This window comes from Dolichospermum sp. LEGE 00240 (assembly GCF_015207875.1).
Lineage (GTDB): Bacteria > Cyanobacteriota > Cyanobacteriia > Cyanobacteriales > Nostocaceae > Dolichospermum > Dolichospermum gracile.
In genome coordinates this window covers 1-25581 of the sequence record NZ_JADEVZ010000075.1, presented here as the reverse complement: position 1 = coordinate 25581, position 25581 = coordinate 1, and the positions used below count along the sequence as shown (strand labels likewise).

Annotated in this window: 22 protein-coding genes, 1 tRNA gene, 1 other RNA gene and 1 pseudogene; 19 read left to right on the top strand and 6 right to left on the bottom strand. The window is 41.6% G+C overall.

Going from position 1 to position 25581, the window contains the following annotated elements:
• The first annotated feature begins 129 nt into the window (after positions 1-129).
• The 6 genes from rpsL to IQ226_RS20240 all read left to right on the top strand — a co-directional run bounded on the left by rpsL (position 130) and on the right by IQ226_RS20240 (position 6345).
• Positions 130-513, top strand: coding sequence for a 30S ribosomal protein S12 (rpsL, locus tag IQ226_RS20265; protein WP_015078104.1), 384 nt, complete (start codon positions 130-132; stop codon positions 511-513).
• Between the two features lie 379 nt (positions 514-892).
• A complete protein-coding gene (gene rpsG, locus IQ226_RS20260) occupies positions 893-1363 on the top strand; it encodes a 30S ribosomal protein S7 (RefSeq protein ID WP_027402058.1) in 471 nt (156 codons plus the stop codon).
• A gap of 291 nt (positions 1364-1654) precedes the next feature.
• Complete coding sequence (gene fusA, locus IQ226_RS20255; protein WP_193898340.1) at positions 1655-3733, top strand: elongation factor G; 2079 nt, start codon at positions 1655-1657, stop codon at positions 3731-3733.
• A 22-nt stretch (positions 3734-3755) separates the two neighbouring features.
• The gene (gene tuf / locus IQ226_RS20250) at positions 3756-4985 is read left to right on the top strand and encodes an elongation factor Tu (protein ID WP_193898338.1); all 1230 of its coding nucleotides are present in this window, start codon (positions 3756-3758) and stop codon (positions 4983-4985) included.
• A 164-nt stretch (positions 4986-5149) separates the two neighbouring features.
• Positions 5150-5467, top strand: a complete 318-nt coding sequence (rpsJ, locus tag IQ226_RS20245) for a 30S ribosomal protein S10 (RefSeq protein WP_015113498.1) — start codon at positions 5150-5152, stop codon at positions 5465-5467.
• Between the two features lie 227 nt (positions 5468-5694).
• Positions 5695-6345, top strand: coding sequence for an LON peptidase substrate-binding domain-containing protein (locus IQ226_RS20240; RefSeq protein WP_193898336.1), 651 nt, complete (start codon positions 5695-5697; stop codon positions 6343-6345).
• A gap of 12 nt (positions 6346-6357) precedes the next feature.
• Here IQ226_RS20240 and IQ226_RS20235 read toward each other — a convergent pair whose 3' ends face one another.
• Positions 6358-6519, bottom strand: a complete 162-nt coding sequence (locus IQ226_RS20235) for a hypothetical protein (RefSeq protein ID WP_193898334.1) — start codon at positions 6517-6519, stop codon at positions 6358-6360.
• 140 nt (positions 6520-6659) lie between these two features.
• Here IQ226_RS20235 and IQ226_RS20230 point away from each other — a divergent pair, with 140 nt between their 5' ends.
• Both IQ226_RS20230 and mutS read left to right on the top strand, forming a co-directional pair.
• Entirely contained in the window at positions 6660-6896 is a 237-nt protein-coding gene (locus tag IQ226_RS20230) for a type II toxin-antitoxin system Phd/YefM family antitoxin (protein ID WP_193898332.1), read from the top strand.
• Between the two features lie 141 nt (positions 6897-7037).
• Complete coding sequence (mutS, locus tag IQ226_RS20225; RefSeq protein WP_193898342.1) at positions 7038-9626, top strand: DNA mismatch repair protein MutS; 2589 nt, start codon at positions 7038-7040, stop codon at positions 9624-9626.
• Positions 9627-9732: 106 nt separating this feature from the next.
• Here mutS and IQ226_RS20220 read toward each other — a convergent pair whose 3' ends face one another.
• From IQ226_RS20220 to IQ226_RS20210, 3 genes are all read right to left on the bottom strand, one after another.
• Positions 9733-10188, bottom strand: coding sequence for a DUF29 domain-containing protein (locus IQ226_RS20220; RefSeq protein ID WP_193898330.1), 456 nt, complete (start codon positions 10186-10188; stop codon positions 9733-9735).
• A gap of 82 nt (positions 10189-10270) precedes the next feature.
• Positions 10271-11722 carry an ATP-binding protein gene (locus IQ226_RS20215; protein WP_193898328.1) on the bottom strand — a complete coding sequence of 484 codons (1452 nt, stop codon included), beginning with the start codon at positions 11720-11722 and terminating at the stop codon, positions 10271-10273.
• A gap of 99 nt (positions 11723-11821) precedes the next feature.
• Positions 11822-12145 (bottom strand): hypothetical protein, encoded by a 324-nt coding sequence (locus IQ226_RS20210; RefSeq protein ID WP_193898326.1) that lies wholly within the window; start codon positions 12143-12145, stop codon positions 11822-11824.
• 432 nt (positions 12146-12577) lie between these two features.
• On the opposite strand from IQ226_RS20210, the gene IQ226_RS20205 reads away from it, so the two are divergent.
• The 9 genes from IQ226_RS20205 (at position 12578) to IQ226_RS20165 (ending at position 23818) form a co-directional block, all read left to right on the top strand.
• On the top strand, positions 12578-13066 hold the full coding sequence (locus tag IQ226_RS20205) for a pentapeptide repeat-containing protein (RefSeq protein ID WP_193898325.1): 489 nt from the start codon (positions 12578-12580) through the stop codon (positions 13064-13066).
• Entirely contained in the window at positions 13057-14220 is a 1164-nt protein-coding gene (locus IQ226_RS20200; protein WP_193898323.1) for a 5-(carboxyamino)imidazole ribonucleotide synthase, read from the top strand. Before IQ226_RS20205 ends, IQ226_RS20200 begins: the two co-directional genes overlap by 10 nt.
• A 35-nt stretch (positions 14221-14255) precedes the next feature.
• Positions 14256-14440: non-coding RNA, 6S RNA (ssrS, locus tag IQ226_RS20195), on the top strand.
• Between the two features lie 488 nt (positions 14441-14928).
• Positions 14929-15390 (top strand): ribosome maturation factor RimP, encoded by a 462-nt coding sequence (gene rimP / locus IQ226_RS20190; protein WP_193898321.1) that lies wholly within the window; start codon positions 14929-14931, stop codon positions 15388-15390.
• A 347-nt stretch (positions 15391-15737) separates the two neighbouring features.
• Positions 15738-17015, top strand: a complete 1278-nt coding sequence (gene nusA / locus IQ226_RS20185) for a transcription termination factor NusA (protein ID WP_193898319.1) — start codon at positions 15738-15740, stop codon at positions 17013-17015.
• Between the two features lie 153 nt (positions 17016-17168).
• Positions 17169-17438, top strand: coding sequence for a YlxR family protein (locus tag IQ226_RS20180; RefSeq protein ID WP_096670737.1), 270 nt, complete (start codon positions 17169-17171; stop codon positions 17436-17438).
• A 437-nt stretch (positions 17439-17875) separates the two neighbouring features.
• The gene (gene infB, locus IQ226_RS20175) at positions 17876-20965 is read left to right on the top strand and encodes a translation initiation factor IF-2 (RefSeq protein WP_193898317.1); all 3090 of its coding nucleotides are present in this window, start codon (positions 17876-17878) and stop codon (positions 20963-20965) included.
• A gap of 482 nt (positions 20966-21447) precedes the next feature.
• The gene (locus IQ226_RS20170; protein WP_193898344.1) at positions 21448-21696 is read left to right on the top strand and encodes a hypothetical protein; all 249 of its coding nucleotides are present in this window, start codon (positions 21448-21450) and stop codon (positions 21694-21696) included.
• 484 nt (positions 21697-22180) lie between these two features.
• Positions 22181-23818, top strand: coding sequence for a DUF1565 domain-containing protein (locus tag IQ226_RS20165; protein WP_193898315.1), 1638 nt, complete (start codon positions 22181-22183; stop codon positions 23816-23818).
• 55 nt (positions 23819-23873) lie between these two features.
• Here IQ226_RS20165 and IQ226_RS20160 read toward each other — a convergent pair whose 3' ends face one another.
• Positions 23874-24137, bottom strand: coding sequence for a DUF3493 domain-containing protein (locus tag IQ226_RS20160; RefSeq protein ID WP_193898313.1), 264 nt, complete (start codon positions 24135-24137; stop codon positions 23874-23876).
• Between the two features lie 33 nt (positions 24138-24170).
• On the opposite strand from IQ226_RS20160, the gene IQ226_RS20155 reads away from it, so the two are divergent.
• Positions 24171-24242, top strand: a tRNA-Thr gene (locus IQ226_RS20155).
• Between the two features lie 254 nt (positions 24243-24496).
• Here the strand turns inward: IQ226_RS20155 and IQ226_RS20150 are convergent.
• A pseudogene (locus tag IQ226_RS20150) lies at positions 24497-24769 on the bottom strand (DUF4277 domain-containing protein); the annotation flags it as partial.
• A gap of 594 nt (positions 24770-25363) precedes the next feature.
• Between IQ226_RS20150 and IQ226_RS20145 the strand changes: the two are divergent.
• The coding region (locus IQ226_RS20145; RefSeq protein ID WP_193896637.1) for a transposase at positions 25364-25581 on the top strand (218 nt) is incomplete at its 3' end.

The following is a 25581-nucleotide window of genomic DNA, read 5'->3' as shown; positions in this document are numbered from 1 at the left end:
CTCCCCCAACTTCCCCTATTCCCTATTCCCTATTCCCTCCTAAAATTGATTGACAGAAAATCAGGAAAAAAGATATAATCAGGATTTGTTAAAACTTAGATCATAAAGCAGCTTCACGCGCTGTAACTCATGCCAACAATACAGCAGCTAATACGTAGTGAACGCGAACTAGCGCGTCAGAAAACCAAGTCCCCTGCTCTGAAGCAATGCCCGCAACGTCGAGGCGTTTGCACCAGAGTATACACAACTACACCTAAAAAGCCTAACTCAGCACTCCGTAAGGTAGCCAGGGTAAGACTTACCTCTGGATTTGAAGTAACAGCTTACATCCCAGGTATCGGTCATAACTTACAAGAACACTCCGTAGTTATGATTCGTGGTGGTCGGGTCAAAGACTTGCCCGGAGTTAGATACCACATTATTCGTGGCACATTAGATACAGCCGGAGTTAAAGACCGGAAACAAGGCCGTTCCAAATATGGAACTAAGCTCCCAAAAGCAGGTAAAAAATAGGTAAGTGGCGGTTAATCGCGTCAAATACGGTTAATCGTCCTACCTGCCAACTGCATAAAAACCAGCAGTAACGAATTTTTTTAAGAAAATCAAACTGGATCTGGCATAAAAAAAAGTTGTATGAGTTTGGAGAGGATAATCTTGTAAACGATAACAGCACTTTAATCTAAATTTTAAAGTTGATCAAGTTGTCGTCTTCTGTGTCTGGTAGCAGATAACAAGTGAATTAATTCAGCCTCCTCTTAACTGACAGCGATAGCATGGCGCAAGCGATAAAGGAAAATGTAGGAAAAATCAGCGGCTAATTAAACCGCCTTTAGTTTCCTGTGTTCTGATAGCATATAATTTCGTGGTCAAATTCGGTATTCAAGGATGAAGTATGTCTCGTCGTGGTGTTAGTCAAAGGCGCGCAGTCCCGCCTGACTCAGTGTATAATAGTCGCTTGATCAGCATGATGATGCGACGGATAATGCGTCATGGCAAAAAATCAATTGCCGCAAGGATAGTTTATGACGCTTTGAAAACTATTGAAGAACGCACTGGTGGAAGTCCATTAGAAACTTTTGAAAAAGCAGTGCGTAACGCTACACCATTAGTAGAAGTAAAAGCTCGCCGAGTTGGTGGAGCAACTTACCAAGTACCAATGGAAGTACGTACAGATCGCGGTACTACCCTAGCATTGCGGTGGTTGGTGCAGTATTCTCGCCAACGTCCAGGAAGAACTATGGCTGGGAGACTAGCTAATGAGTTAATGGATGCTGCGAATGAAACTGGTAGTGCTATTCGTAAGCGCGAAGAAACACACCGGATGGCAGAAGCAAACAAAGCGTTTGCACATTATCGTTACTAACTAGAAAAACGATATATCGTCTTCTCGTGTGCGGTATATCGTAGAATTTATAGCTAATGCCCAAAGATTGGCAAGTATCTGACTGGTACATATAGCACAGCGTCAATAAACCAACCATTTCCAAAAGCCAAAAAGCCTATACAGTCTTAATTTTGACTTTTGATTTTTGACTTTTGACTTCCGCTCTGCGGTACTAGGCTCACAAAAAAAGACGGTTTTCCGTAAAAGTATAGAATCTTAACAAAGAGTAATATACGAGATATCATGAGGCGACAACGTTAGGAGGTAACTGTGGCACGCACGAACCCGCTAGAGAAAGTACGCAATATCGGTATTGCGGCGCATATAGATGCGGGCAAAACAACGACAACAGAGAGAATATTATTTTACTCTGGGATCATTCATAAGATTGGCGAAGTTCACGAAGGAACTGCTGTTACAGACTGGATGGAACAAGAACGGGAGCGGGGAATTACCATCACTGCTGCTGCGATTAGTACCAGTTGGAATGATCATCAAATTAACATTATTGATACTCCAGGTCACGTAGATTTCACTATTGAAGTTGAACGTTCCATGCGAGTATTAGATGGTGTAATCGCTGTATTTTGTTCCGTAGGTGGTGTCCAACCACAATCAGAAACAGTATGGCGACAAGCAGACCGCTATAAAGTACCTCGTATTGCCTTTATTAACAAGATGGATCGCACTGGTGCGAACTTCTATAAAGTGCATGACCAGATGTGCGATCGCTTGCGAGCTAACGCCATTGCTATTCAACTGCCCATCGGTAGTGAAACTGAATTTAAAGGGATTATAGACTTGGTGAAAATGTGTGCATATATGTACACAAACGATCAAGGAACTGATATCCAAACCACAGAAATCCCCGCCGACCTAGCCGAAAAAGCAGCCCAATACCGCATCAAGTTGGTAGAGGCAGTGTCAGAAACTGATGACACGCTGATGAATAAGTACTTCGAGGGCGAAGAACTGACAGAAGCAGAAATCCGTGCTGCCCTTCGGAAAGGAACAATTGCTGGGACAATCGTACCAGTGCTTTGCGGTTCAGCCTTTAAGAACAAAGGCGTGCAATTGATGTTGGATGCGGTAATAGATTACCTACCATCACCACTGGAAGTTCCCCCAATTCAAGGCACATTACTCAACGGTGATCCCGTAGAACGTCATGCTGATGATGAAGAACCATTATCAGCTTTGGCATTTAAGATTATGGCTGATCCTTATGGTCGCCTCACCTTCGTTCGTGTTTATTCTGGGGTGCTGAAGAAAGGTAGTTACGTTCTTAACGTCAGCAAGAATAAAAAAGAACGAATTTCTCGGTTAGTGCTGATGAAAGCAGATGACCGACAAGACGTAGATGAACTACGGGCAGGTGATTTGGGTGCTGCTTTAGGATTAAAAGATACATTGACAGGTGATACACTTTGTGATGAAGGTTCACCAGTGATTTTGGAATCCTTGTTTATTCCTGAGCCTGTGATCTCGGTAGCGGTTGAACCCAAAACCAAGAACGACATGGACAAGCTTTCCAAAGCTCTGCAATCTTTGAGTGAAGAAGACCCCACCTTCCGTGTGCGTGTTGATCCAGAAACCAACCAAACCGTAATTGCGGGCATGGGGGAATTGCACCTGGAAATTCTTGTAGATCGGATGTTACGAGAATTTAAAGTCGAAGCAAACGTTGGTGCGCCCCAAGTGGCTTACCGCGAAACCATTCGCAAAGCCGTCGAGAAAATTGATGGTAAATTTATCCGTCAGAGTGGTGGTAAGGGTCAGTATGGTCACGTGGTGATCAATTTAGAACCAGGTGAACCCGGTACAGGTTTTGTCTTTGTTTCTAAAATTGTCGGTGGGATCGTACCTAAAGAGTACATCGGACCGGCTGAACAGGGCATGAAAGAATGTTGTGAATCTGGTATTTTAGCTGGATATCCACTGATTGATGTCAAAGCCACATTAATACATGGTTCTTACCATGATGTAGACTCTTCAGAAATGGCTTTCAAAATTGCTGGTTCTATGGCAATCAAGGAAGCGGCTGCCAAAGCCTCTCCTGTCCTCTTAGAGCCGATTATGAAAGTTGAAGTGGAAGTACCTGAAGATTACATCGGTAACGTGATTGGTGATTTAATCTCCCGTCGGGGACAGATTGAAAGCCAAAGCACTGAACAGGGATTGGCAAAAGTAGTATCGAAAGTTCCATTGGCAACCATGTTTGGTTATGCCACTGATATCCGGTCGAAAACCCAAGGTCGAGGTATCTTTACGATGGAGTTTAGTACATACGAAGAAGTACCTCGGAGTGTGGCTGAAACTATCATTGCCAAAAGTAAAGGGAACGCTTAATTAAAAAAGGAAACGATTATTCATGGCACGCGCAAAGTTTGAAAGAACTAAACCTCACGTTAATATTGGTACTGTTGGTCACGTTGACCATGGTAAAACTACTTTAACAGCAGCTATTACCATGACCTTGGCTGCTAATGGTCAAGCGGTAGGTAAGGGTTACGACCAAATTGATAATGCACCCGAAGAAAAGGCACGGGGTATTACAATCAATACCGCTCACGTTGAGTATGAAACCACCGAGCGTCACTACGCTCACGTAGATTGTCCTGGACACGCTGACTATGTGAAAAACATGATCACTGGTGCGGCGCAAATGGATGGAGGCATCCTCGTAGTTGCGGCTACTGATGGTCCTATGCCCCAAACCCGTGAACACATCCTCTTGGCAAAACAAGTGGGTGTTCCTAGTCTGGTCGTCTTCTTGAACAAGGAAGATATGATGGATGACGAGGAATTGATGGAATTGGTAGAAATGGAATTGCGGGAACTGCTCACCGACTATGATTTCGATGGTGACAATATTCCCATTATCAAAGGTTCAGGTCTGAAGGCTCTGGAAGCAATGACCGCTAATCCCAAAACTCAGCGCGGTGAAAATGAGTGGGTAGATAAAATCTATGAATTGATGGATGCTGTAGATAAATCTATCCCTACTCCTGAGCGGGCTATAGACAAACCATTCTTGATGGCTGTAGAAGATGTGTTCACCATCACAGGTCGTGGGACTGTGGCTACTGGACGGATCGAACGCGGTAAAGTTAAGGTTAACGATAACGTGGAATTGATTGGTATTAGAGATACCCGTAGTACCACTGTTACCGGGATCGAGATGTTCAAGAAGAGTCTTGATGAAGGTATGGCTGGCGATAACGCTGGTGTACTACTACGCGGTATGAAAAAGGAAGACATTGAGCGCGGTATGGTAATCGCTAAACCAGGCTCAATTACACCTCACACTCAGTTTGAAGGCGAGGTTTACGTTTTAACTGAGAAAGAAGGTGGTCGGAAAACACCATTTTTCGCTGGTTATCGTCCTCAGTTCTATGTGCGGACAACTGATGTAACTGGTACAATCAAAGCCTTTACCGCTGATGATGGTACAGATGTGGAAATGGTTATGCCTGGCGATCGCATCAAAGTAACAGTAGAATTGATCAACCCGGTCGCTATTGAAGAAGGTATGCGCTTCGCTATTCGTGAAGGTGGCCGGACTATTGGTGCTGGCGTTGTTGCTAAGATCCTGAAATAACACTCACGTTTTTGCTCTCATTTAAAAGGAGTGGAGATGAATCCTAAAATCTCTGCTCCTTTCTATTCCCATAAACAATTTTAAATTTTGGATTGGGGATGAAATTTAACATCTAACAATCTAAAATCTAAAGTCTAAAATTTACCGAACCTGGAAAACTAAACATGGCAACTCTACAACAGCAGAAGATTAGAATTCGCTTGAAGGCATTTGACCGACGTTTATTAGATACATCTTGCGAGAAGATTGTAGACACCGCTAACCGGACTAACGCTACAGCTATTGGACCGATTCCTTTACCCACAAAACGGAAGATATATTGCGTACTGCGATCGCCTCACGTAGATAAAGATTCCCGCGAACACTTTGAAACCCGCACCCATCGCCGGATTATTGACATTTACCAGCCTTCTTCTAAAACTATTGATGCACTCATGAAGCTAGATTTGCCTTCTGGTGTAGATATTGAAGTCAAATTGTAAGTTTGTCAGTGGTCAGTGGTCATTTGTCAGTAGTCAGTAGTGAAGGAAAAACAACTGACAACGAACAACTGACAACGGACAATTGACAATTAGCTCTGAGAAATTTGATCTCAGGGCTTTTTATTAGCTATAGAACATCATGATAAAATATAAATAAAGTACAGAGAAAGTCGGGAAGAATATAATATTTTAAGACTACAATTTATACTTAACTAACAATACTCACAATGACATCCTCTTCTAAAATTGCAGTGCGTGAACTACCTCTATTCCCATTACCAGAAGTGGTTTTATTTCCCACTAGACCATTACCTCTACATATCTTTGAATTTCGCTACAGAATCATGATGAATACGATTTTGGAGAGCGATCGCCGATTTGGGGTATTGATGATTGATCCCACCAAGGGGACAATTGCTAATGTGGGTTGTTGTGCGGAAATTCTGCATTATCAGCGGCTACCTGATGACAGAATCAAGCTATTAGCTTTAGGACAACAAAGATTTCGGGTTTTAGAATATGTCCGCGAAAAGCCCTATCGCGTCGGTTTGGTAGAATGGATTGAAGACCAACCACCGGCTAAGGATTTACGTCCTTTAGCATCTGAGGTAGAACAACTGTTGCGGGATGTGGTGCGTCTTTCGTCCAAGTTGACAGAACAAGAAATTGAATTACCAAACGATTTACCAGATTTACCCACAGAACTATCTTATTGGATAGCGAGTAATCTCTATGGTGTTGCTCCCGAACAGCAAGCATTATTAGAAATCCAGGATACAGTTGCTCGTTTAGAACGAGAAGCGGAAATTCTCACTTCTACTCGTAACCATTTAGCAGCGCGTTCTGTGCTTAAAGATACGTTTAATGAGATGGGATAAACTTGCCAAACTTTAAACTTTCAGCGTTTGTACACAGCATCCAGTTTCCAGATTCCACAACTTAATTGTGCTATCTTCACTCGCTGTAGCTAAGATTTGATCTATTGTGTGCGATAGCGAAACACGACCTAGCGATCGCATTTCTATAGCATTTCCTAGTCTAACGAAGTACAAATTTGTCTGCGTTTATCCGCGTCTATCTGCGGTTAATTCTTTCTCGCTGTACCTCAATTAGACGGGAATCGCTATAAAATTTACAAAACATCTATCTCTGTTATATAATTCGATTACATTTGTAAACTATTGAGATAGTTATGACTCAGATTACAATTGAAGAAGCTACTAAAAATTTATCTAATATTCTGGAGCAAGTAGCTAAAGGTGAGCAATTTATTCTGATGAAAGAAGGGAAAGAAGTAGCTCGTATTCTTCCTCCACAACAGGTAAGAAAAGCATTTCCTAGTTTAAACTCTTTTAGAAAATCTATAGTTTTAAAAGGGAGTACAATGAGTACTACAATATTAGAAGAAAGAGAGAATGAAAGATATTGATTTATTTAGATACTAGTGCCATTGTTCCCTATTATGTTTAAAAATAAATAAACTTTAAGCGATCGCACCCTATCCCCCACATCAAGCTATGATCGAATAGAGTGCCAAAAATCTGTGTCAATAAATTCTTGTGCATCTACCATGACGACTTCCACACCAGAACCCAATCAACCCAACCCATCACTTACTGATATAAATCTGGTAGAAGACCGCAGTAAGCTGAGTAAGATGTATCAGCATTATGTAGAAGTGAAAGATAAATATCCTCATGCGTTGCTACTGTACAGAGTTGGTGATTTTTTTGAAACTTTTTTTCAAGACGCTGTAACTGTTTCCAGAGAATTAGAATTAGTTTTAACCAGTAAACATGGTGGTGAAGTCGGTCGTGTTGCCATGACAGGTGTACCTCATCACGCTTGGGAACGCTACACAACTCAACTGGTGGAAAAAGGCTATGCTGTAGTTATTTGCGACCAAGTAGAAGACTCTGCGGACGCGATTGGTTTGGTCAAGCGAGAAGTAACGCGCATCCTCACTCCAGGGACATTATTAGAAGAGGGGATGCTCAAAGCCAGTTGGAATAACTACATAGCGGCTGTGGTAATTGCTATCAATCATTGGGGTTTAGCTTACGCAGACATATCAACCGGAGAATTTCTCACATCTCAAGGTAGTGATTTAGAACACTTAACCCAAGAGTTAATGCGGTTGCAACCTTCAGAAGTCCTGTTTCCCACCAACGCCCCCGATTTAGGTAGTTTACTGCGTCCTGGGGAAACCTCCCCATCTCTTCCCCAATGTTTACCACCATCATTCTGCTATAGTTTGCGATCGCAAGTCCCCTTTTCCCAAGCAGAAGCTAGAAGTAAATTATTGCAGAAATTCAAAGTGCGATCGCTCGAAGGTTTAGGTTGTGAACATCTTCCCCTCGCAGTTCGCGCCGCAGGTGGTCTTTTAGAATACATTGAAGACACACAAAAAGCCAATCCAGTCTCCCTGCAATTATTACGCACTTATAGCCTCACTGATTATTTAATCGTCGATCATCAAACCCGTCGTAACCTAGAAATTACCCAAACCGTCCGCGATGGTACATTTCACGGATCTCTATTATGGGCTTTAGATAGAACTAGCACCGCAATGGGCAGCCGAGCTTTAAGAAGATGGTTGTTACAACCGCTACTAGATATTAAAGGGATTAAATCCCGCCAAGATACCATCCAAGAATTAGTAGAAAATACGCCCTTACGTCAAGACCTGCGGCAGTTATTAAGGCAAATTTACGATTTAGAACGGTTAACAGTCAGAGCCGCATCTGGTAGAGCCAATGCTAGGGATTTAGTCGCTCTAGCTGATTCTTTCTCTCGTTTACCCGAATTATCTCGCCTGGTTGCGGATGCCCATTCCCCGTTCTTAAAAGCTTTGCAAAAAGTCCCGCCCATCCTCGAAGAACTAGCAGAAAAATTACACGCTCACATCGTAGAATCACCACCGACTCATCTCAAAGAAGGCGGTTTAATTCGGGCGGGGATCAATCCACTTTTGGATGAAAGAAAGGCTATTGTAGAAAGTGATCAACAATGGATTGCCAACTTAGAAGTTGATGAAAGAGCCAGAACAGGAATCCCCACTTTGAAGGTAGGATTTAATAAAACCTTTGGCTATTATATCAGTATTTCCCGCAGTAAATCCGACCAAGTTCCTGATAATTATATTCGTAGACAAACTCTAACAAATGAGGAACGTTACATCACTCCTGATTTAAAAGAACGAGAAGCACGCATCCTCACAGCGCGAGATGATTTAAATCAGTTAGAATATCAGATTTTTGACGCATTACGCCATGAAGTGGGTTCTCAAGATGAGATCATTCGGAATATTGCCCGTGCGGTAGCCGCGTCGGACGTATTATGTGGTTTGGCGGAATTAGCTGTCCATCAAGGTTACTGTCGTCCTGAGATGGTTACGGGTCGGGAAATTGACGTAATTGATGGTCGTCACCCAGTGGTAGAACAGTCTTTACCTGCTGGTTTTTTTGTCCCTAATTCGACTAAACTTGGTCAGTTGTCAGTGGTCAGTGGTCAGTTGTCATTAGAAACAATTATAGAGAACAATCCTGATTTAGTTATTCTTACAGGTCCAAATGCGAGTGGTAAGAGTTGTTATTTGCGTCAAGTTGGTTTAATTCAGTTAATGGCGCAGGTGGGTAGTTTTGTGCCGGCGCGGTCTGCTAAATTGGGAGTGTGCGATCGCATTTTTACCCGTGTTGGTGCTGTAGATGATTTAGCCACAGGTCAATCTACCTTTATGGTGGAAATGAATGAAACTGCCAATATCCTCAATCATGCAACGGCAAAATCTTTGGTTTTGTTAGATGAGATTGGTCGCGGAACAGCAACTTTTGATGGTTTATCAATTGCTTGGGCTGTAGCTGAATATTTAGCAGTTGAGATTAAATCCCGCACAATTTTTGCCACCCATTATCACGAGTTAAATGAATTAGCTACAATTGTTTCCAATGTCGCAAATTATCAAGTTACAGTTAAAGAATTACCAGACCAAATCATCTTTTTACATCAAGTTCAACCCGGTGGCGCTGATAAGTCTTACGGAATAGAAGCCGGAAGATTAGCAGGTTTACCGACAGTGGTAATTCAACGGGCAAAACAGGTGATGGGACAAATCGAAAAACACAGTAAAATAGCCATGGGATTGCGTGAAGGACTTTAATATGAGGCTTCTTCGTCTAATGAAGTACAAAATTATCTGCGTTCATCTGTGTTTATCCTCTTCCATCTGCGGTTAATTCTTTCTTCATTGACTTATAGAAAAATTATCATTCCCAATCTTCAAGAGTATCACACAGAAAATTATCAGCAATTATATCATCAAATAAATAGGGGCAATTTTCAGGAAAAGTTCTTAATGGTAAATTAGTTTCTCGTAAGGCTAAATCAACTCCTGTTTCAAAAGCATCTAACATAGCTTCTGTTATCCGAGATTTTAAACTAGGATTTTGTCGGAGATGTCTTTGAATAGCACGACGTTGTTCTCTAATTGTGAGAAACCAACTGCGAGAACGTTGTTCAGGTTGATATTCCCATTTCAATAAATGACCAATTAACACGCCCAAACGACTTATCAATTCTCGATATTCATGTCTTCCCAAAGATTGAATTTCCTCTTGCAAATGTTGCCAGTCTAATTCTACAACTAGCTTTTGTTCTAAAGCTTTCGCTTGTTGTTGTGTCCAAGCATAGAAGTCTTGATTATACAAAGAAAAGTTATCCATATTCAGCGAATTTTATTTTTAATACCAATGATATTTTCATCATATAACTTACAGCCTGAGTCAGAATTTAAAAAAGGATTGATTACAATGTAATTACTTTTTCGTTAATGCGACGCAATAGGTTTGCACCAAGTATGTAAGCATACAGGCTGGCTGGCTGGAATGTAAACTGCACCCCTTTATAAAGGAAGTTTTCATCCGCAATAGTTCGACTGGTGACCAGAATTGGCTGAGAGGTGGTTGGATTTTTCTTGACAAATTCTATACAGTTATCCAGTTCGGAATTTGATTTGTAAGGTCTATCACTCCACTTAACTTCTACAACCCAAGAAGGTGACTGATTTGCGGGATTCAAATTAACAATATCAATTTCTCCTGAATTCCAGCGTGCATAATAAAGCTCAATAGTCATACTGTGTTGCCACTGACTAAAAATAGCAGTTTCCGTCATCGCTCCCATAGCCTCAGAATCCGCATTAAGTTGTCCAAATAGCGCCGCTCGCATGGACGGATTGGTTAAATAAACCTTGAAGCACACAGCGCGTTTAAATCTCTTTGCATTTTGGTCAATTCTCTCAACACGCCGAATTAAGAACGCAGCTTCAAGATATTCAAGATAACGCTTAATAGTGTTCTTGGCGACACCAGAAAATTGAGATAATCCCTCTAAATTTACTTCATTACCAGAGTTGTAAGCCAAGGTAGTAAAAAGTCTGTTTAATTCTTGAATATCACTGATACCGTAAAGACTAGGCAGATCGCGCAGTAGCACTTTATCAATAATATCACTTTTAATATACTGTCCAGGATCTTGCCGAATCGTCTCGGAAAAAACTGCTTCTGGGTATCCCCCAAAATTCAGGTAGTTAACAAACTCCTCATTAAGTGTCTCGATATTGGAGGTAGAATATTCATACGAATAAACAGGGTTTTTATTTGGTGTAGCGGTTATAAGTTCCGTTTCTCGACCAATGAACATCAAGTATTCAGTAAAAGTTAGAGGCGGGAGAATATAATCACTGAACCGCCCAGCACCGGATTCAGCACTTTTTAGTCGCAGTGCAGCAGCAGCAGATCCAGTAGCAACAAAACGGTATTCAGCAAAGGAGTCAACAAGGGATTTCAGGTGTATTTCCCAATTATGCAAGTATTGAATTTCATCGAAGAATATAAATAGCTTGGCATCACGTTTGTGATTGAATAATTCTTGAAAGTAACTAAGTATTTTTTCTAGGGGAAGTCCTGTATAAATCGGGGTTTCCAGAGAGAGATATAAAATACTTTTCTCATCAATACCAGAGTTTAAGAGTTCGCGGACACTGTGATAAACCATCACAGTCTTACCGACGCGCCTGGGTCCCATCAAAACGACTGCACGACGAACGCTTACATCTAAGATTTTCTGATGAAAAGCCTCAAAATACTTTCGCCGAAGCGTATTCTCAAAAGCAATCCTCCCCTTCTTCCCTTGTTCCCACCAGGGGTTATCAAATTGAAGACGGGATATAATATCCTGCTTTGCAATTTCCAGCATAGGGAGATATAAGATTAGTGGATTAATCTTATTTTAGATGAAAAATAGCATTAAGGTCAATGGATTAATCTTAATGTCCTAATTTTCATCTGCAAAAATCTAAATATCCTCTGGTTCAAATTGTGCCACTGTGACAGCATTAAACGCAAAAGATAACACTAAAGGAATCGGACATTTCCACAAAAAAGCATAAATCACTGCTAAAATAGTGGTGGATATAGCAGCACAAGCCCAGTAAATTTCCTGATTGGTTAAGCCGTTTTCTTCTTTAATTACTCTTAACACATTCATGGGGATTGGTTCTGGCATCACTCCCCCCGGAGGAAATGCCCAGTAGTTACCACGTCTCTCAACAAATAAATCTGTCCAGCCATTTTCTAAACACCATGCTTCAATCCATTGAATAGAGTAATGATTTATCATATAAATACCAATTTTGTATTATTGATCTATGCCGTTCGTCAATTTTAATAACTGCGAGATTCTTGGTCAGACATAGCAGCAGTCAACAGTAAAAGACTTCTACTGGATAATTTTTCCCATAAACTTTTTACCTTATTTAAGTACATACTCGCTATAACTGTTGCTGATGATATTCAATTTCATGTCAACATTTAAATGGTTATCAAGTATTTTTAGGCATCAAAAACTCCGCCCCTACAGCTACCTCCACGACTAATACATTATCAGTTTTTTTCACTACTAGACTTTAAAAGATAAAAAACTTTACTTGTCATCAAATTTAATGAATTATTGTAAATAGTAATTGGAAAAAGGAGTAATTGCCATTAACCCTCATGCAACGCCCGAATTATCAACTGTTAACTATTCATCACTAATTGGAAATCATCAACTATGTTTTGGCAAAAAGGCTTAGGATGGATTTTGGGAATTATGCTTTGGTGCATCCCACAAACAGCATTGGCAGACTGGACTCACCCTTTATCATATAGTAATGCAGAGTTATCAAGACAAGACTTTTCAGGACAAAGCTTACAAGCGGCGGAATTTTCTAACGCTAACTTGGAAATGGCTAACTTTACAGGTGCGGATTTGCGAGGAACAGTTTTCAGTGCTTCAGTGATGACAAAGACAAATTTACATGGAGCAAATTTAACCAATGCGATGATGAATGAGGTAAAATTAACAGGTGCTGATTTAAGTAATGCCGTTTTAATCGAAGCTCTTTTACTCCGCACTATCTTTACAGATGTTAATATCACAGGTGCAGATTTTACAGACGCAATTTTAGATAGAGCGCAAATTAAAGAGCTATGTCAAAAAGCCAGCGGTGTAAATTCTCAGACTGGTGTAGAAACTCGTGAGTCGTTAGGATGTCAATAAAACTTGGTATAATCGGTGGTGGACAACTGGCTTGGATGATGAAAGACGCTGCAAATAGGCTGGGAGTAAAATTAATCGTCCAAACTCCTAGTGCAAATGATCCAGCCGTATCTATTGCCCAAGATAGTGTTTTTGCCGCAGTTGATGATGCCGCAGCCACAGAAATTTTAGCAACAAAGTGTGATATCGTTACCTTTGAAAACGAGTTTGTGGATCTTGCTGCTTTATCACTGCTGGAAAAACAGGGTGTTTGTTTTCGTCCTCAGTTATCAGCTTTAGCACCTCTGTTAGATAAATATGATCAACGGTGCTATTTACGGGATTTAGGTTTGCCAGTTCCTCAGTTTTGGGCATTATCGGCGGAAAAAGCGATAGAAACTCAGATTGAAAACTGGGGATTGCCGGTAGTTCTCAAAGCGCGAAGACATGGATATGATGGACAAGGAACTTTTATCATTCCCGATTTTCCGACCCTATCAAAAATAGTCAATCAAAGTCGTACCCAGTTTTTAGTCGAAGAATTTGTGCCTTTTACCAAAGAACTGGCGATAATTGCAGCCCGTTCTGTAAATGGGGAAATTCTCATCTATCCAACGGTAGAAACTCACCAAGAAGAACAGGTTTGTCGGTGGGTAATTGCCCCAGCTAAAATCACCCAAGAGCAAAATTTAGAAATTGCAGCGATCGCCCATAAACTATTAACTAGCCTGCAATATGTAGGAGTCTGTGGCATTGAACTATTTCTCACCGCCGGAGGTAAAATCCTAATTAATGAAATAGCACCACGCACTCATAACTCTGGACATTTTTCCCTAGATGCTTGTGAAACTTCCCAATTTGAACTACATCTGAGAGCCGTGTGTGGTTTACCATTAACCAACACCAGCTTACATTGTGCTAGTGCTGTGATGGTTAACCTGCTAGGATATGAAAACAGTCATTACGACTACGAAAAACAACGGCAACAACTGGCATCTATTCCTCAAGCTACTGTCCACTGGTACGGCAAAACAGAAGCTCGTCCAGGACGTAAACTAGGACATATCACCGTTCTTCTGGAGCAAGATACTCCAAATGGAGTAGAAGACATTATACACCAAGTTGAATCTATCTGGTATCCCCAGCAAAAGTTTGCCAAAAATTTCCCTAAATAAATACACAAACTATTTTTCAAAGCTATAATGAGTTAGTTGCACTACGACGATTGGTGACTGCCATCAAGTTTTTTGATCTATGTCTTTAACAACAAGGGAGCTAAACAATTCTTGTGGCAGTATACCGGGCTTGTACCCGGAAACTTTAAATGAGAACCCTCAGCTCCCACCTGGTTTAACCAGGTCATAAACTTAGGTAAAACGGCGTTGTGGTGAACTAAAAATTTTCGCTCCCTGGTTGATAACACTGGGGAGCTTTACGATATTTGCCTAACATTTGGAGGCAAAAAGCAAAATACAGAAAGAAAAAGATTTTCCCCATGACCAATAACCAATCACCTAGGACTTACGCACTATACAAATTAACCATGATGTGAATGAACGAAAATCCGTCGTTTTAGGCTTTAGGCGATTAACTTCTGTTCAATAGCGAACTGCTTGCAGCAGCGCTTCGCTATCGCTCAAAAATAATCAAAAAATCACGTTAAAATGCCCAAGACCCATACCTCATATTTGGTTGATCCTGTCAATGCGTAAGTCCTATCACCAATCACCAATGACCATTTTTTCAAGTCTGTCATGACTAACTGAAGAAATAAGCTACACTCATTTTAGGGGCGAACTAATACAGTTCGTCACAATACTTCTTGGAAGATATCCCTATCGCAGGAAGTGGGTTGAAGCCCACTTTTTTTATTGAATTCTCCCATGACTCATCCTTTAATCCCACAAATTATTGATTTGGCGACACCAATAGCCACAGAACTAGGATTGGAAATTGTTAGTATAGTTTTTCATACGAACCAAAGCCCCCCAATCTTGCGAGTAGATATCTTTAATCCTCTACAGGACATTGGCCTGGATGATTGTGAAAGGATGAGCCGTGCCTTAGAAGCCTTATTAGATGCGGGAGAGATCATTCCAGACGCTTATGTATTGGAAGTATCCAGTCCTGGTATTTCGCGGCAACTGGTAACAGACAGGGAGTTTATTTCCTTCAAAGGATTTCCTGTAGTTATTTCCACTTCCCCACCCTACGAGCAAAAGCAAGAGTGGATAGGTCTATTGGTGCGTCGGGATGAAACCACAGTTTACCTGAATCAAAAAGGTCGTGTCATTAAAATCCCCCGTGACCTCATTACCAAAGTACAAATAGATGAGCGTAGCTAATCAAGTTTAGATTTTAGACTTTGGATTAGGGACTAGTACCGCAAGGCGTTCGTCAAAAGTCAAAAGTCAAAAGTCAAAACGAATATACAATGAGCTTTCCAGTAGTTTGGAATGGTCTATTTATTTCCGCCGACCTGTACTAGTACCGCAAGGCGTTCGTCAAAAGTCAAAAGTCAAAAGTCAAAATGAAGACAGTATAGGCTTTTGGAGGATTTAGAATGGTTGGTTTATTTACGCTGACCTGTACTAGTAACTGCTAAGGAGTAATTGGGGAACAGAAAAGCAATTATTTCCTAGCAGTTATCTAATTTTGCTGACCGCTTACATAAAATTTTAGGAGATTGCGTATGTCAATGGTAACTTTATCTGGATTAAAAGAGCTAATTGAAAGTATTAGCAAAGAACGAAATTTGCCGCGTTTGGCTGTACAAGCGGCTATTAGAGAAGCCTTAATTAAGGGTTATGAACGTTATCGTCGCGCCCAAAATTTAGAACGTAGACAATTTGATGAAGAGTATTTTAATAACTTTGAAGTGGAATTGGATATAGAGGGTGAGGGATTTCGGGTTCTTTCCACCAAAACTATTGTTGAAGCAGTTAGTAATACTGATCATCAAATTTCCTTAGAGGAGGTACAGCAAGTAGCCCCTGAAGCTCAATTAGGAGATTCTGTGGTATTGGATGTCACCCCAGATCAGGGGGAATTTGGGCGCATGGCAGCTATGCAAACTAAGCAAGTATTGGCGCAAAAGTTGCGAGATCAACAACGTCAAATGGTGCAAGAAGAGTTTCAAGACTTAGAAGGCACGGTTTTACAAGCTAGGGTGTTGCGATTTGAACGTCAGTCTGTGGTTTTGGCTGTGAGTAGTGGATTTGGCCAATCGGAGGTAGACGCGGAGTTACCCAAGCGAGAACAGCTACCCAATGATAACTATCGGGCTAATGCCACCTTTAAGGTATATCTGAAAAAAGTTTCCCAAGGACAGCAACGGGGTCCACAGTTAATGGTATCGCGTGCTGATGCAGGTTTGGTGGTTTATCTATTCGCCAATGAAGTCCCAGAAATTGAAGATGAGGTAGTGCGGATTGTGGCTGTAGCCAGAGAGGCTAATCCTCCTTCTCGTTATGTGGGACCCCGGACAAAAATTGCTGTTGATACCTTAGATCGTGATGTAGACCCCGTTGGTGCTTGTATTGGTGCGAGGGGATCACGAATCCAGGTAGTAGTTAATGAATTGCGTGGTGAAAAAATAGATGTGATTCGCTGGTCTCCAGATCCAGCTACCTATATTGCTAATGCTTTAAGTCCAGCCCGGGTAGATGAAGTGAGATTGATGGACCCGGAAAGTCGCCAAACCCATGTTTTGGTGGCGGAAGATCAACTGAGTTTGGCTATTGGTAAAGAAGGGCAAAATGTGCGGTTAGCAGCCCGTCTCACTGGTTGGAAAATTGATATTAAAGATCAGGCTAAATATGACCAGGAAGCCGAAGATATTAAATTTGCAGCGGTGAGAGCGCAAAATCAACCACAAAATGATGACGGTGATAGGTCTGACAGCGAAGATGAAATGACAGAGGAATTAGAATTGGATGAGGATAGATTTGACAATAGGGAGGAAGATTAATTCCCAGAGTTGTCTGCAGATGGGGAGCAGGGAGCAGGGAGCAGGGGGAATATTCTTCCCAACGACAACTGACAACTGACCAATGACAACTGACATTAAAAAATACATTGTTTAGTATCTAGAAGGTATCTAGCTGAATCTGGCAAAAGACTGATGAAACCGAACTACAGGCGTTGTATTAGTTGTCGTCAAGTCAACTTGAAACAAGAGTTTTGGCGGATTGTCCGCGTCTTTCCATCTGGAAAGGTACAATTAGATCAGGGCATGGGGCGTTCTGCCTATATCTGTCCGCAAGAGAGTTGCCTGCAAGTAGCTCAGAAAAAAAATAGACTAGGAAGATCGCTGCATGGGACAGTGCCAGACACAGTGTATCAAGCATTGTGGCAACGTCTAAATCACGGCGATCGCCAAAATCAGATTTAATGGTAACAACTAAAATTGCGATAATCTCTAAAGATATTATGACAACAGCCGAACTATTCGCGCTCTGACCATAACCTTTAGTATCGCCCAAGTTAGTGCCAAAATAGTAAATGGATGTAACCAGCTTTCTCGATCTCCTTTTTTGGACAAGACGCAAGGCATTACTCCCAACAAGTTTTTTTGATTGTATTGTGGAAGACTCACAAATCAGCAAAACAAAAAACCAAAAATGGCAACCTGGTAGCGTCAAATCGCAGTTCTGCATCAACCATCATTCCTGGTGAAGATGTCAGTATTAAACCGAAACATCTCTCTTTCCTAACTGGAGGCACCGGCAATATCACCAAGGGCAACCGAAAAAACAGTGATCAAAGGGTGGAGATGTCACAAACCAGGCAACCATCCATTAAAACTGTAAATTAAAGGGGAAAGAGTGGATGAACAACGGAAAAGTTAGAATCTATGACTTATCAAAGGAATTGAATTTGGACAATAAAGAGCTACTAGCAATTTGCGATCAGCTTGATATTGCGGTTAAGAGCCATAGTAGTACGATTTCCGAATCGGAGGCTGAACAAATTCGTAGCGCCGCCGAAAAAGTTGTTGCTGCCAACTTAGTCTCCAAAAAGGAACAGAGTACAAACGGCCATAAACCAAATTCATCTCCAAACCGTCCCAGCGCCAATCACAAACAGCAAATTCTAGAAATTCGCAAACCGAAAATATTGAGAAACACTACCACCAACTCACCAGACACTTCAGTTGCTACTGACGCTACTGAGGCTAATAGTCCTTCACCTCCACGGCCTTTCGCTACACCAGTCTCATCTATGAAGCCGACGGCACCAACTCGACCAGTTCCCCGGAATCAATCCGAGACTCCCATCAAACCTAGTCCTGCCCAACCAGAACAGGCATCTAATCCTCAACCGGTGGCGGAAAAGGTAGGAGGGGAAAAGCCAGAGAAGATATCTGCTCCTAGACCTAAACCAGAGAAACCCCAAAAACCCCAATTGGTTTCCCCCCCTGCCAGAGTAGATGGCACAAAATCGCCAGAGACACCAGTAGTGGGAACAGCGGAAAAACCTCTGCTTAAACGCGATCGCACCCAACGGGTCGAGGAAGAGCGGCAACCAGTCAGAAGTAAGGTTAATAAACCCTCATCTGACCAGGGTTCACCATCTGCACCACCTAAACCTAGTCGGGCTAATGCAGCAGCACCGACAAAACCAGAACAGCGCAGTGGCAGGCCATCCGTTGGCGGTGATATCCAACGTCCTAGACCCGCACGTCCCGTTGAACCAGCAGCCATTCCTACGGCAACTCCACCCCGGCATAATGCCGGCGGCATCAAAAAAGAACTATTGGATGAAACACCAATTGTTCCCGATCTGCTCGACTTAAAACGCCCTACACCCCCCCGTTTGAACAAAGGTGGGAAGAAATGGCAAGAAGAAGAAATTATTGATGAAATCAAAGAAAAGGCTAAGTTGGGACCCAAGGGCAAACGGGTCAAACCAATCTTAGAAGATGATTTACTCGATGAGGATGATTTAGACGAAAACGGGCTAGAAATTTCCGCAGCCGTCCAAGTTAGTCTTTCCATTGCCCGTCCCCCCAAACCTAAAGGGACCCGTGCTGGTGCGCCAACTGTAGCGGTTGTCGCTGCTCCTACCACCAGAGGCAAAAAATCTAGTTCTTCCCGCGACCACAATCGTCGCCAAGAAAATGTCGAGCAAAAACCAGACCGTCCAGCTACACTGGCTGTCACTGGTCCATTAACAGTCCAAGAGTTGGCTGATGCCTTAGTAATTGCCGATACGGAGATTGTCAAAATCCTGTTTATGAAAGGCATGGCTGTCAGTATCACCCAAAATCTGGATATTCCTACTATTACCCTAGTAGCTAAAGAACTAGAAGTAGAAGTCGAAATCGTCGAACGAGAAGCTGAAGCCCGGAAAGTCACGGAAATGATTGATGTGGATGACTTAGATCATCTGATTCGTCGTCCTCCAGTTGTCACCATCATGGGTCACGTAGATCACGGTAAAACCACTCTCCTCGACTCTATTCGCAAAACCAAAGTTGCTTCTGGGGAAGCGGGCGGTATTACTCAACATATCGGCGCGTATCATGTTGATATCGTCCATGAAGGTAAACCACAGCAAATTGTTTTCCTCGACACTCCTGGTCACGAAGCCTTCACCGCGATGCGTGCCAGAGGAGCTAGGGTGACAGATATTGCCGTTTTAGTCGTAGCGGCTGATGACGGTGTTCGTCCCCAAACCATCGAAGCTATTAGCCACGCTAAAGCTGCTGATGTCCCCATTGTTGTTGCCATCAACAAGATTGATAAAGAAGGCGCACAACCAGAGCGGGTTAAACAGGAACTCACCAATTACGGTCTCACCGCTGAAGATTGGGGTGGTGAAACCATCATGGTTCCCGTTAGTGCCATTAAGGGCGAAAATCTCGATACCCTCCTAGAAATGATTATGTTGGTGTCGGAAGTAGCCGAACTATCCGCTAATCCAGATCGGGTCGCAAAAGGAACAGTCATTGAGGCTCATCTGGATAAAGCGAAAGGTGCAGTTGCTACCTTGCTGATTCAAAACGGTACTCTCCACGTGGGAGATATGCTGGTTGCTGGTTCAGCCTTTGGTAAAGTCCGGGCTATGGTGAATGATCGTGGTAAGCGTGTAGATGTCGCTAGTCCATCCTTTGCGGTGGAAGTATTGGGTTTAAGTGATGTCCCTGCTGCTGGTGATGATTTCGAGGTCTATGAAAACGAAAAAGAAGCTCGTTCCATAGCCAGCGATCGCGCCGACAAGCAACGTCAGTCTCGATTGTTACAAGGTCGTGTCACCCTCACTACCCTGTCAGCACAAGCACAAGAAGGCGAATTAAAAGAACTCAACCTCATCCTCAAAGGCGACGTACAAGGTTCTGTGGAAGCTATTATCGGCTCTCTGCGCCAAATTCCGCAAAACGAAGTCCAAATTCGGATGCTCTTAGCTACCGCTGGAGAAATCACCGAAACAGACATAGACTTAGCTGCCGCCAGTAACGCTGTAATTATTGGTTTCAACACCACCTACGCCAGTGGAGCTAGACAGGCTGCGGATGAAGCAGGTGTAGATGTTCGAGAATATAACATCATCTACAAACTCTTGGAAGATATCCAAGGTGCTTTAGAAGGTCTACTCGAACCTGAACTGGTAGAAGAACCTTTGGGACAAACAGAAGTTCGTGCTGTCTTCCCAGTTGGTCGTGGCGCTGTGGCCGGTTGTTATGTGCAATCTGGTAAACTCGTTCGCAACTGTAAAGTCCGCGTCCGTCGTCATAATAAGGTAGTTTATGAAGGTGTCCTTGATTCCCTCAAACGGATGAAAGAAGATGCCCGTGAAGTCAACGCAGGTTATGAATGTGGTATCGGCATTGATAAGTTCCATGACTGGGTGGAAAATGACATCATTGAATCCTACCAATTGGTAACTAAACGTCGGACTTTAACTATGACTAAGTAGTGACGTGCATCCAGCGTTGAGTGCTGAGTTGATGAGTGTTGAATTGAGACTGTTTCGAGTTCAACACTCAAATAATGTAAACTCAGCACTCCGTTTAAAAGGAGTCAGGAGTCAGGAGGAAGAGAAAAGAAGAAGGGAGAAGGAGGAAAAGAAAAAGTAAAAACCTGTTCTAGTCCGAGTTTTATAATCAATTCATGTCTTAACCCCCTGGGTTGGCTATAAATTTAAAAAAATTCTCTGTTCATTTAAAAACAAGTTGTTTGAGAAATTTCTCGCAGAAAATTCTGCATTTAGTGATGAATGCGACAGAATTATCGGGTATAAAACCATTATCTTGAGAACAGATTAAACAAAAATTTTCAATTTTAGGTTTGGGTAACTAGATTTACGTCTTTCCCTGAAATGTGAAATAAATTATCAATCTGAAATCTAAAATCCCAAATTGTCTAAATCTGGAAGTCACATATAAGGAATGAGGAATTATGGCTCAATTTCCAACTTCTAGCAACTACGCGCATAGTACCGATAGCAAAGGCTATGTCAATGGTGAGCGTATAAATCATCAATTATCTGCTAATACTCAGTTTTGGCATAACCTGAAATACGTGATTTCTGCTAGTTCCGGTTTTCAAAGATGGCAATTAGAATGTAATACCCAATTACAAAGTTTACGTCTAGATCAGCAAGTACAGATGTATTTAAGAGAGACTTTAGAAACTTTAGCTTATTAACCCTTTGACAAAACAAATACTTACCACTTGCTTTGAGCAATGAGGTTGAGGATAAGATTTCTTATCCTCAATTTTTATGTATAACAGATAACAATAGTAATAATTGGAGTTTAGACTAAGGGAACACCAAAAAATAAATTAGCCAATTTTGTGGCATGGGCATCCTGCCTGTCCTTGACAATTAGCGGGCTTTTCGTCCCGCACCACAAGAAATTTTTGGGTATTTTTTTAATTGGAAGTTCCTAAGTTTGTTACTCGTCCTACCATACCACATGATGTCAGGATATGTCTAGTATGTCATCCCACAACAGGGTTTTAATCCTGACTCCTGACTCCTGCGATACATTATTTTTTTTAATCAGAATTTTAGCTACATAAGTCCTAATCATCAGGTATAGTTTGTTATAAGTTTTGCAGATAAATATCTGTTACACTGCACTCTTGTGAAAGTACCATAATTAAAAGCACATAATTCAGTAAAAAAATGAAAAATCAGGGTTTTCACATTTCTCGTTTATCTTTACAGACCAGCCTCACCGCTTTGTTATTAGTTGCTGGTAGTTCTACTCTCATACTTAGTCAACTTAAAGCTGGTGCGTCCCCAACTTTAACAGCCCAAGTACCAGCTAGTGGGACTGTTATTTACGTTAACTCTGTCACTGGAAAAGATACTTCTGGTAATGGAACTACAGAAGCCCCCTATAAAACTATCACTTTTGCCCTTTCTAAAGCTACAGCCGGGACAGTTATTCAGGTTGCTCCTGGGAACTATAGTAAAGATAGTGGTGAAACATTCCCCCTTGTTCTCAATTCTGGAGTCACGCTTCAAGGTAATGAATCAAACAAAGGTGAAGGAATCGTCATTATCGGTGGTGGCTATTACACCAGTCGCACTTTTGCTAGACAGGACATTACCCTGCTAGCGAATAATGGCACTATCATTACAGGTTTAACTTTTACCAACCCGAATTCACGGGGAACGGCTGTATGGGTAGAATCCAGTAACCCTGTAATCAAAAATAGTACCTTTATTAACAGCATCCGAGAAGGGATTTTTGTGACAGGTACGGGAAATCCCCAAATTGAAAATAACATCTTTTTGAAAAATAAGGGCAATGGAATTTCCGTAGCTAAATCGGCTCAGGGTGTGATTCGTGGCAATTTGTTTCAAGATACTGGTTTTGGTGTAGCGATTGGTGGTAGTTCCACACCTTTATTAGAAAGTAACAATATCACCCAAAATACAGACGGCCTCTTCATCTCGGAAACGGCAAAACCCATACTCCGTAAAAATGCCATTCGTGGTAATAAACGAGATGGTATTGTCGCTACTATTAGTGCAGTTCCTAACTTGGGTACGAGTGAAAATCCTGGTGGTAATCTCATCCGTGATAATGCCCGTTATGACCTGAACAATGCTACTAAAGCTGGTAAAATTGTCGCTATTGGTAACGATATCAACGAGAAGCGGATTTTTGGCGCTGTTGATTTTGTCGCGGCTAAAGTGACTGCACCTCCCGATAACAATACTGGGAATACTGCTTTTAAAGATGTGCAAACAGGTTATTGGGCAAAAGCTTACATTGAGGCTTTAGCTTCTCAAAATATTATCGCTGGTTTTCCAGATGGGAGTTTTAAACCCAATGAACCTGTAACTCGCGCTCAATTTGCTGCCATTATCAATAAGGCTTTCAAACCTTCAGCAACCCGCAAAGCGATTACCTTTAAAGATGTAAAAAGCAATTATTGGGCTTTTAGTGCCATTCAAACAGCTTCTAGCAGTCCGTTCCTATCTGGTTATCCTGATTTAACTTTTAAACCGGAACAACAAATTCCTAGAGTGCAAGCAATAGTCGCTTTAGCTAATGGTTTGGGTTTAACTGCGAATGCTCAGACTGTGATTAACTTCTATACTGATGCTAGTCAAATTCCCAGTTATGCAGTTGGTCCAGTAGCAGCCGCAACTTCACGGCAATTAGTCATTAACTATCCCACTGTTAAAGAACTTGCACCTCAGCGTCAAGCAACTAGAGCGGATATTGCGGCTTTTGTGTATCAAGCCCTGGTTAATGCCGGTCGTGTTCAACCCATTAATTCTCCCTATTTGGTAACTGGTAAGTAGGGGCAGGGGGCAGGGGAGAAATAATATTTATTATCTTTCTTTTGTCTTTTGCCTCTCACTTCTTCTTTCTGTTTTCCCATTTCCAGAGGAGTACCATTAACCCAATTACTCCTAGTTGGATTGCGAAATTAGGCGCTGCTTGTTCTATATTGCGTCCTGCTAGGAGTTGAAAGAAGAAAACGAATGCACCGATAAAGCCAGAAGCACCGACACCAATATAGATAAATTGCCTGAACCCCCGATAGGGTGCGGCTACTTCGGCTTTGAGGCGTTCGTATTGTTGGGGTTTAAGATTATCTGGAGAATTTTGTTCCATCATCAATAAATTGTGTTATAATGTGTGACTGTGTACGCCGATGTGGCTCAGGGGTAGAGCAACTGATTCGTAATCAGTAGGTCGTGAGTTCAAATCTCATCATCGGCTTTAAGTAATATAACAAGTGTACGTTCGTGTCACTTGCCAGATTATTTGACCGCGTTGCCAAATTATTGTCTGCGTTGACAAATTAATTGTTCTTTACGCTCAAAATCAGGATTCTGTTTATTATAAAAATCTATCAGAGTTAAACCCACGACCTACTGATCTTTCAACCCACCTAAATATTTTCTTGTATTTTTGCACTAACGCATTTCAACCCGCCCCACTCCGGGAGGGGTGTTGAAACCTTGAACTCCCACGTTTAGATGTGATGCTAATACTCCTTCTCCTATTAAATGTTCTGTTGGTTTTCCTACAAAAAATTCCCCAAATAGGTATAATGGGGCGCTTAAAAAGCCTAATCCATTCAATATCATCGCTTTTACTACTTGTCCTGATGTTAGGTTTTCTCTTGTTTTTATTCCCACCATTTTATTCACTTCTTCTACCAATTCCATCTCGTCTATTATTCCCGCTACTATTCCTAAATCCCACTTTCCGCACTTGATTTTGTAATACGCGAATATTTCCATAATTTTATTTTTTATCGTTTAATAAAACACATATTTTATCCATCATTTTAGGTATTAATATTGAAAAATTTAACCCTTGTTAGGAATAATTCTTGAAAAGATGGATACTACATTGTGAAGTGCGGAATATGGGTTATATAAAGGTTGACTTGGACGAGGAAAGGGGTTATTAATTCTGGCTAGAGAGGAATTTTTGCGTTTGAGATGTGCCTGTTGTTTATCATTTAGATCACCTTTGGCTTTTGTCTGGGTGATGGTTTTGGCAATGTCTTCGGCTTTTTCTTCTTTGACTAAGTTTGTTCCTTCTTCTGTCCACAGACAAGTATCTACACAACAATAAAGGGTTAAATGGTTAACATCCCAGGGTTCTCCTTTACCTTCTTCTTCTTACCAAGAAATACGACCACTACGCAGGGTGAATAAGGCACTAGAATGTTGATTTTTACTATTTTTCTTAGAGGTTGTTTGAAAAGTATTAGATGAACCCGATAATCTCTAGAAACCTAAGAGGGTGTTTGAAAAGTTAGAAGTTGAGTAAAAAAAGCTCTCAGGGTATAATCTGTAAATACTAAAAATACAGAACCGTAGAGAGCAATGAGTAAAGTATACTCCAGCAACCTAACTAAAGAACAGTGGGAACTAATAGAACCTTTAATTCCAAGAGCTAAAACTGGTGGTAGAAAAAGAGAAGTAGATATTTGGTGCGTACTTAATGCCATCTTTTATGTATTAACTCAAGGATGTACATGGCGAAACTTACCCGGAGACTTTCCCCCATGGCAAACTGTATATACATATTTCCGCAATTGGCG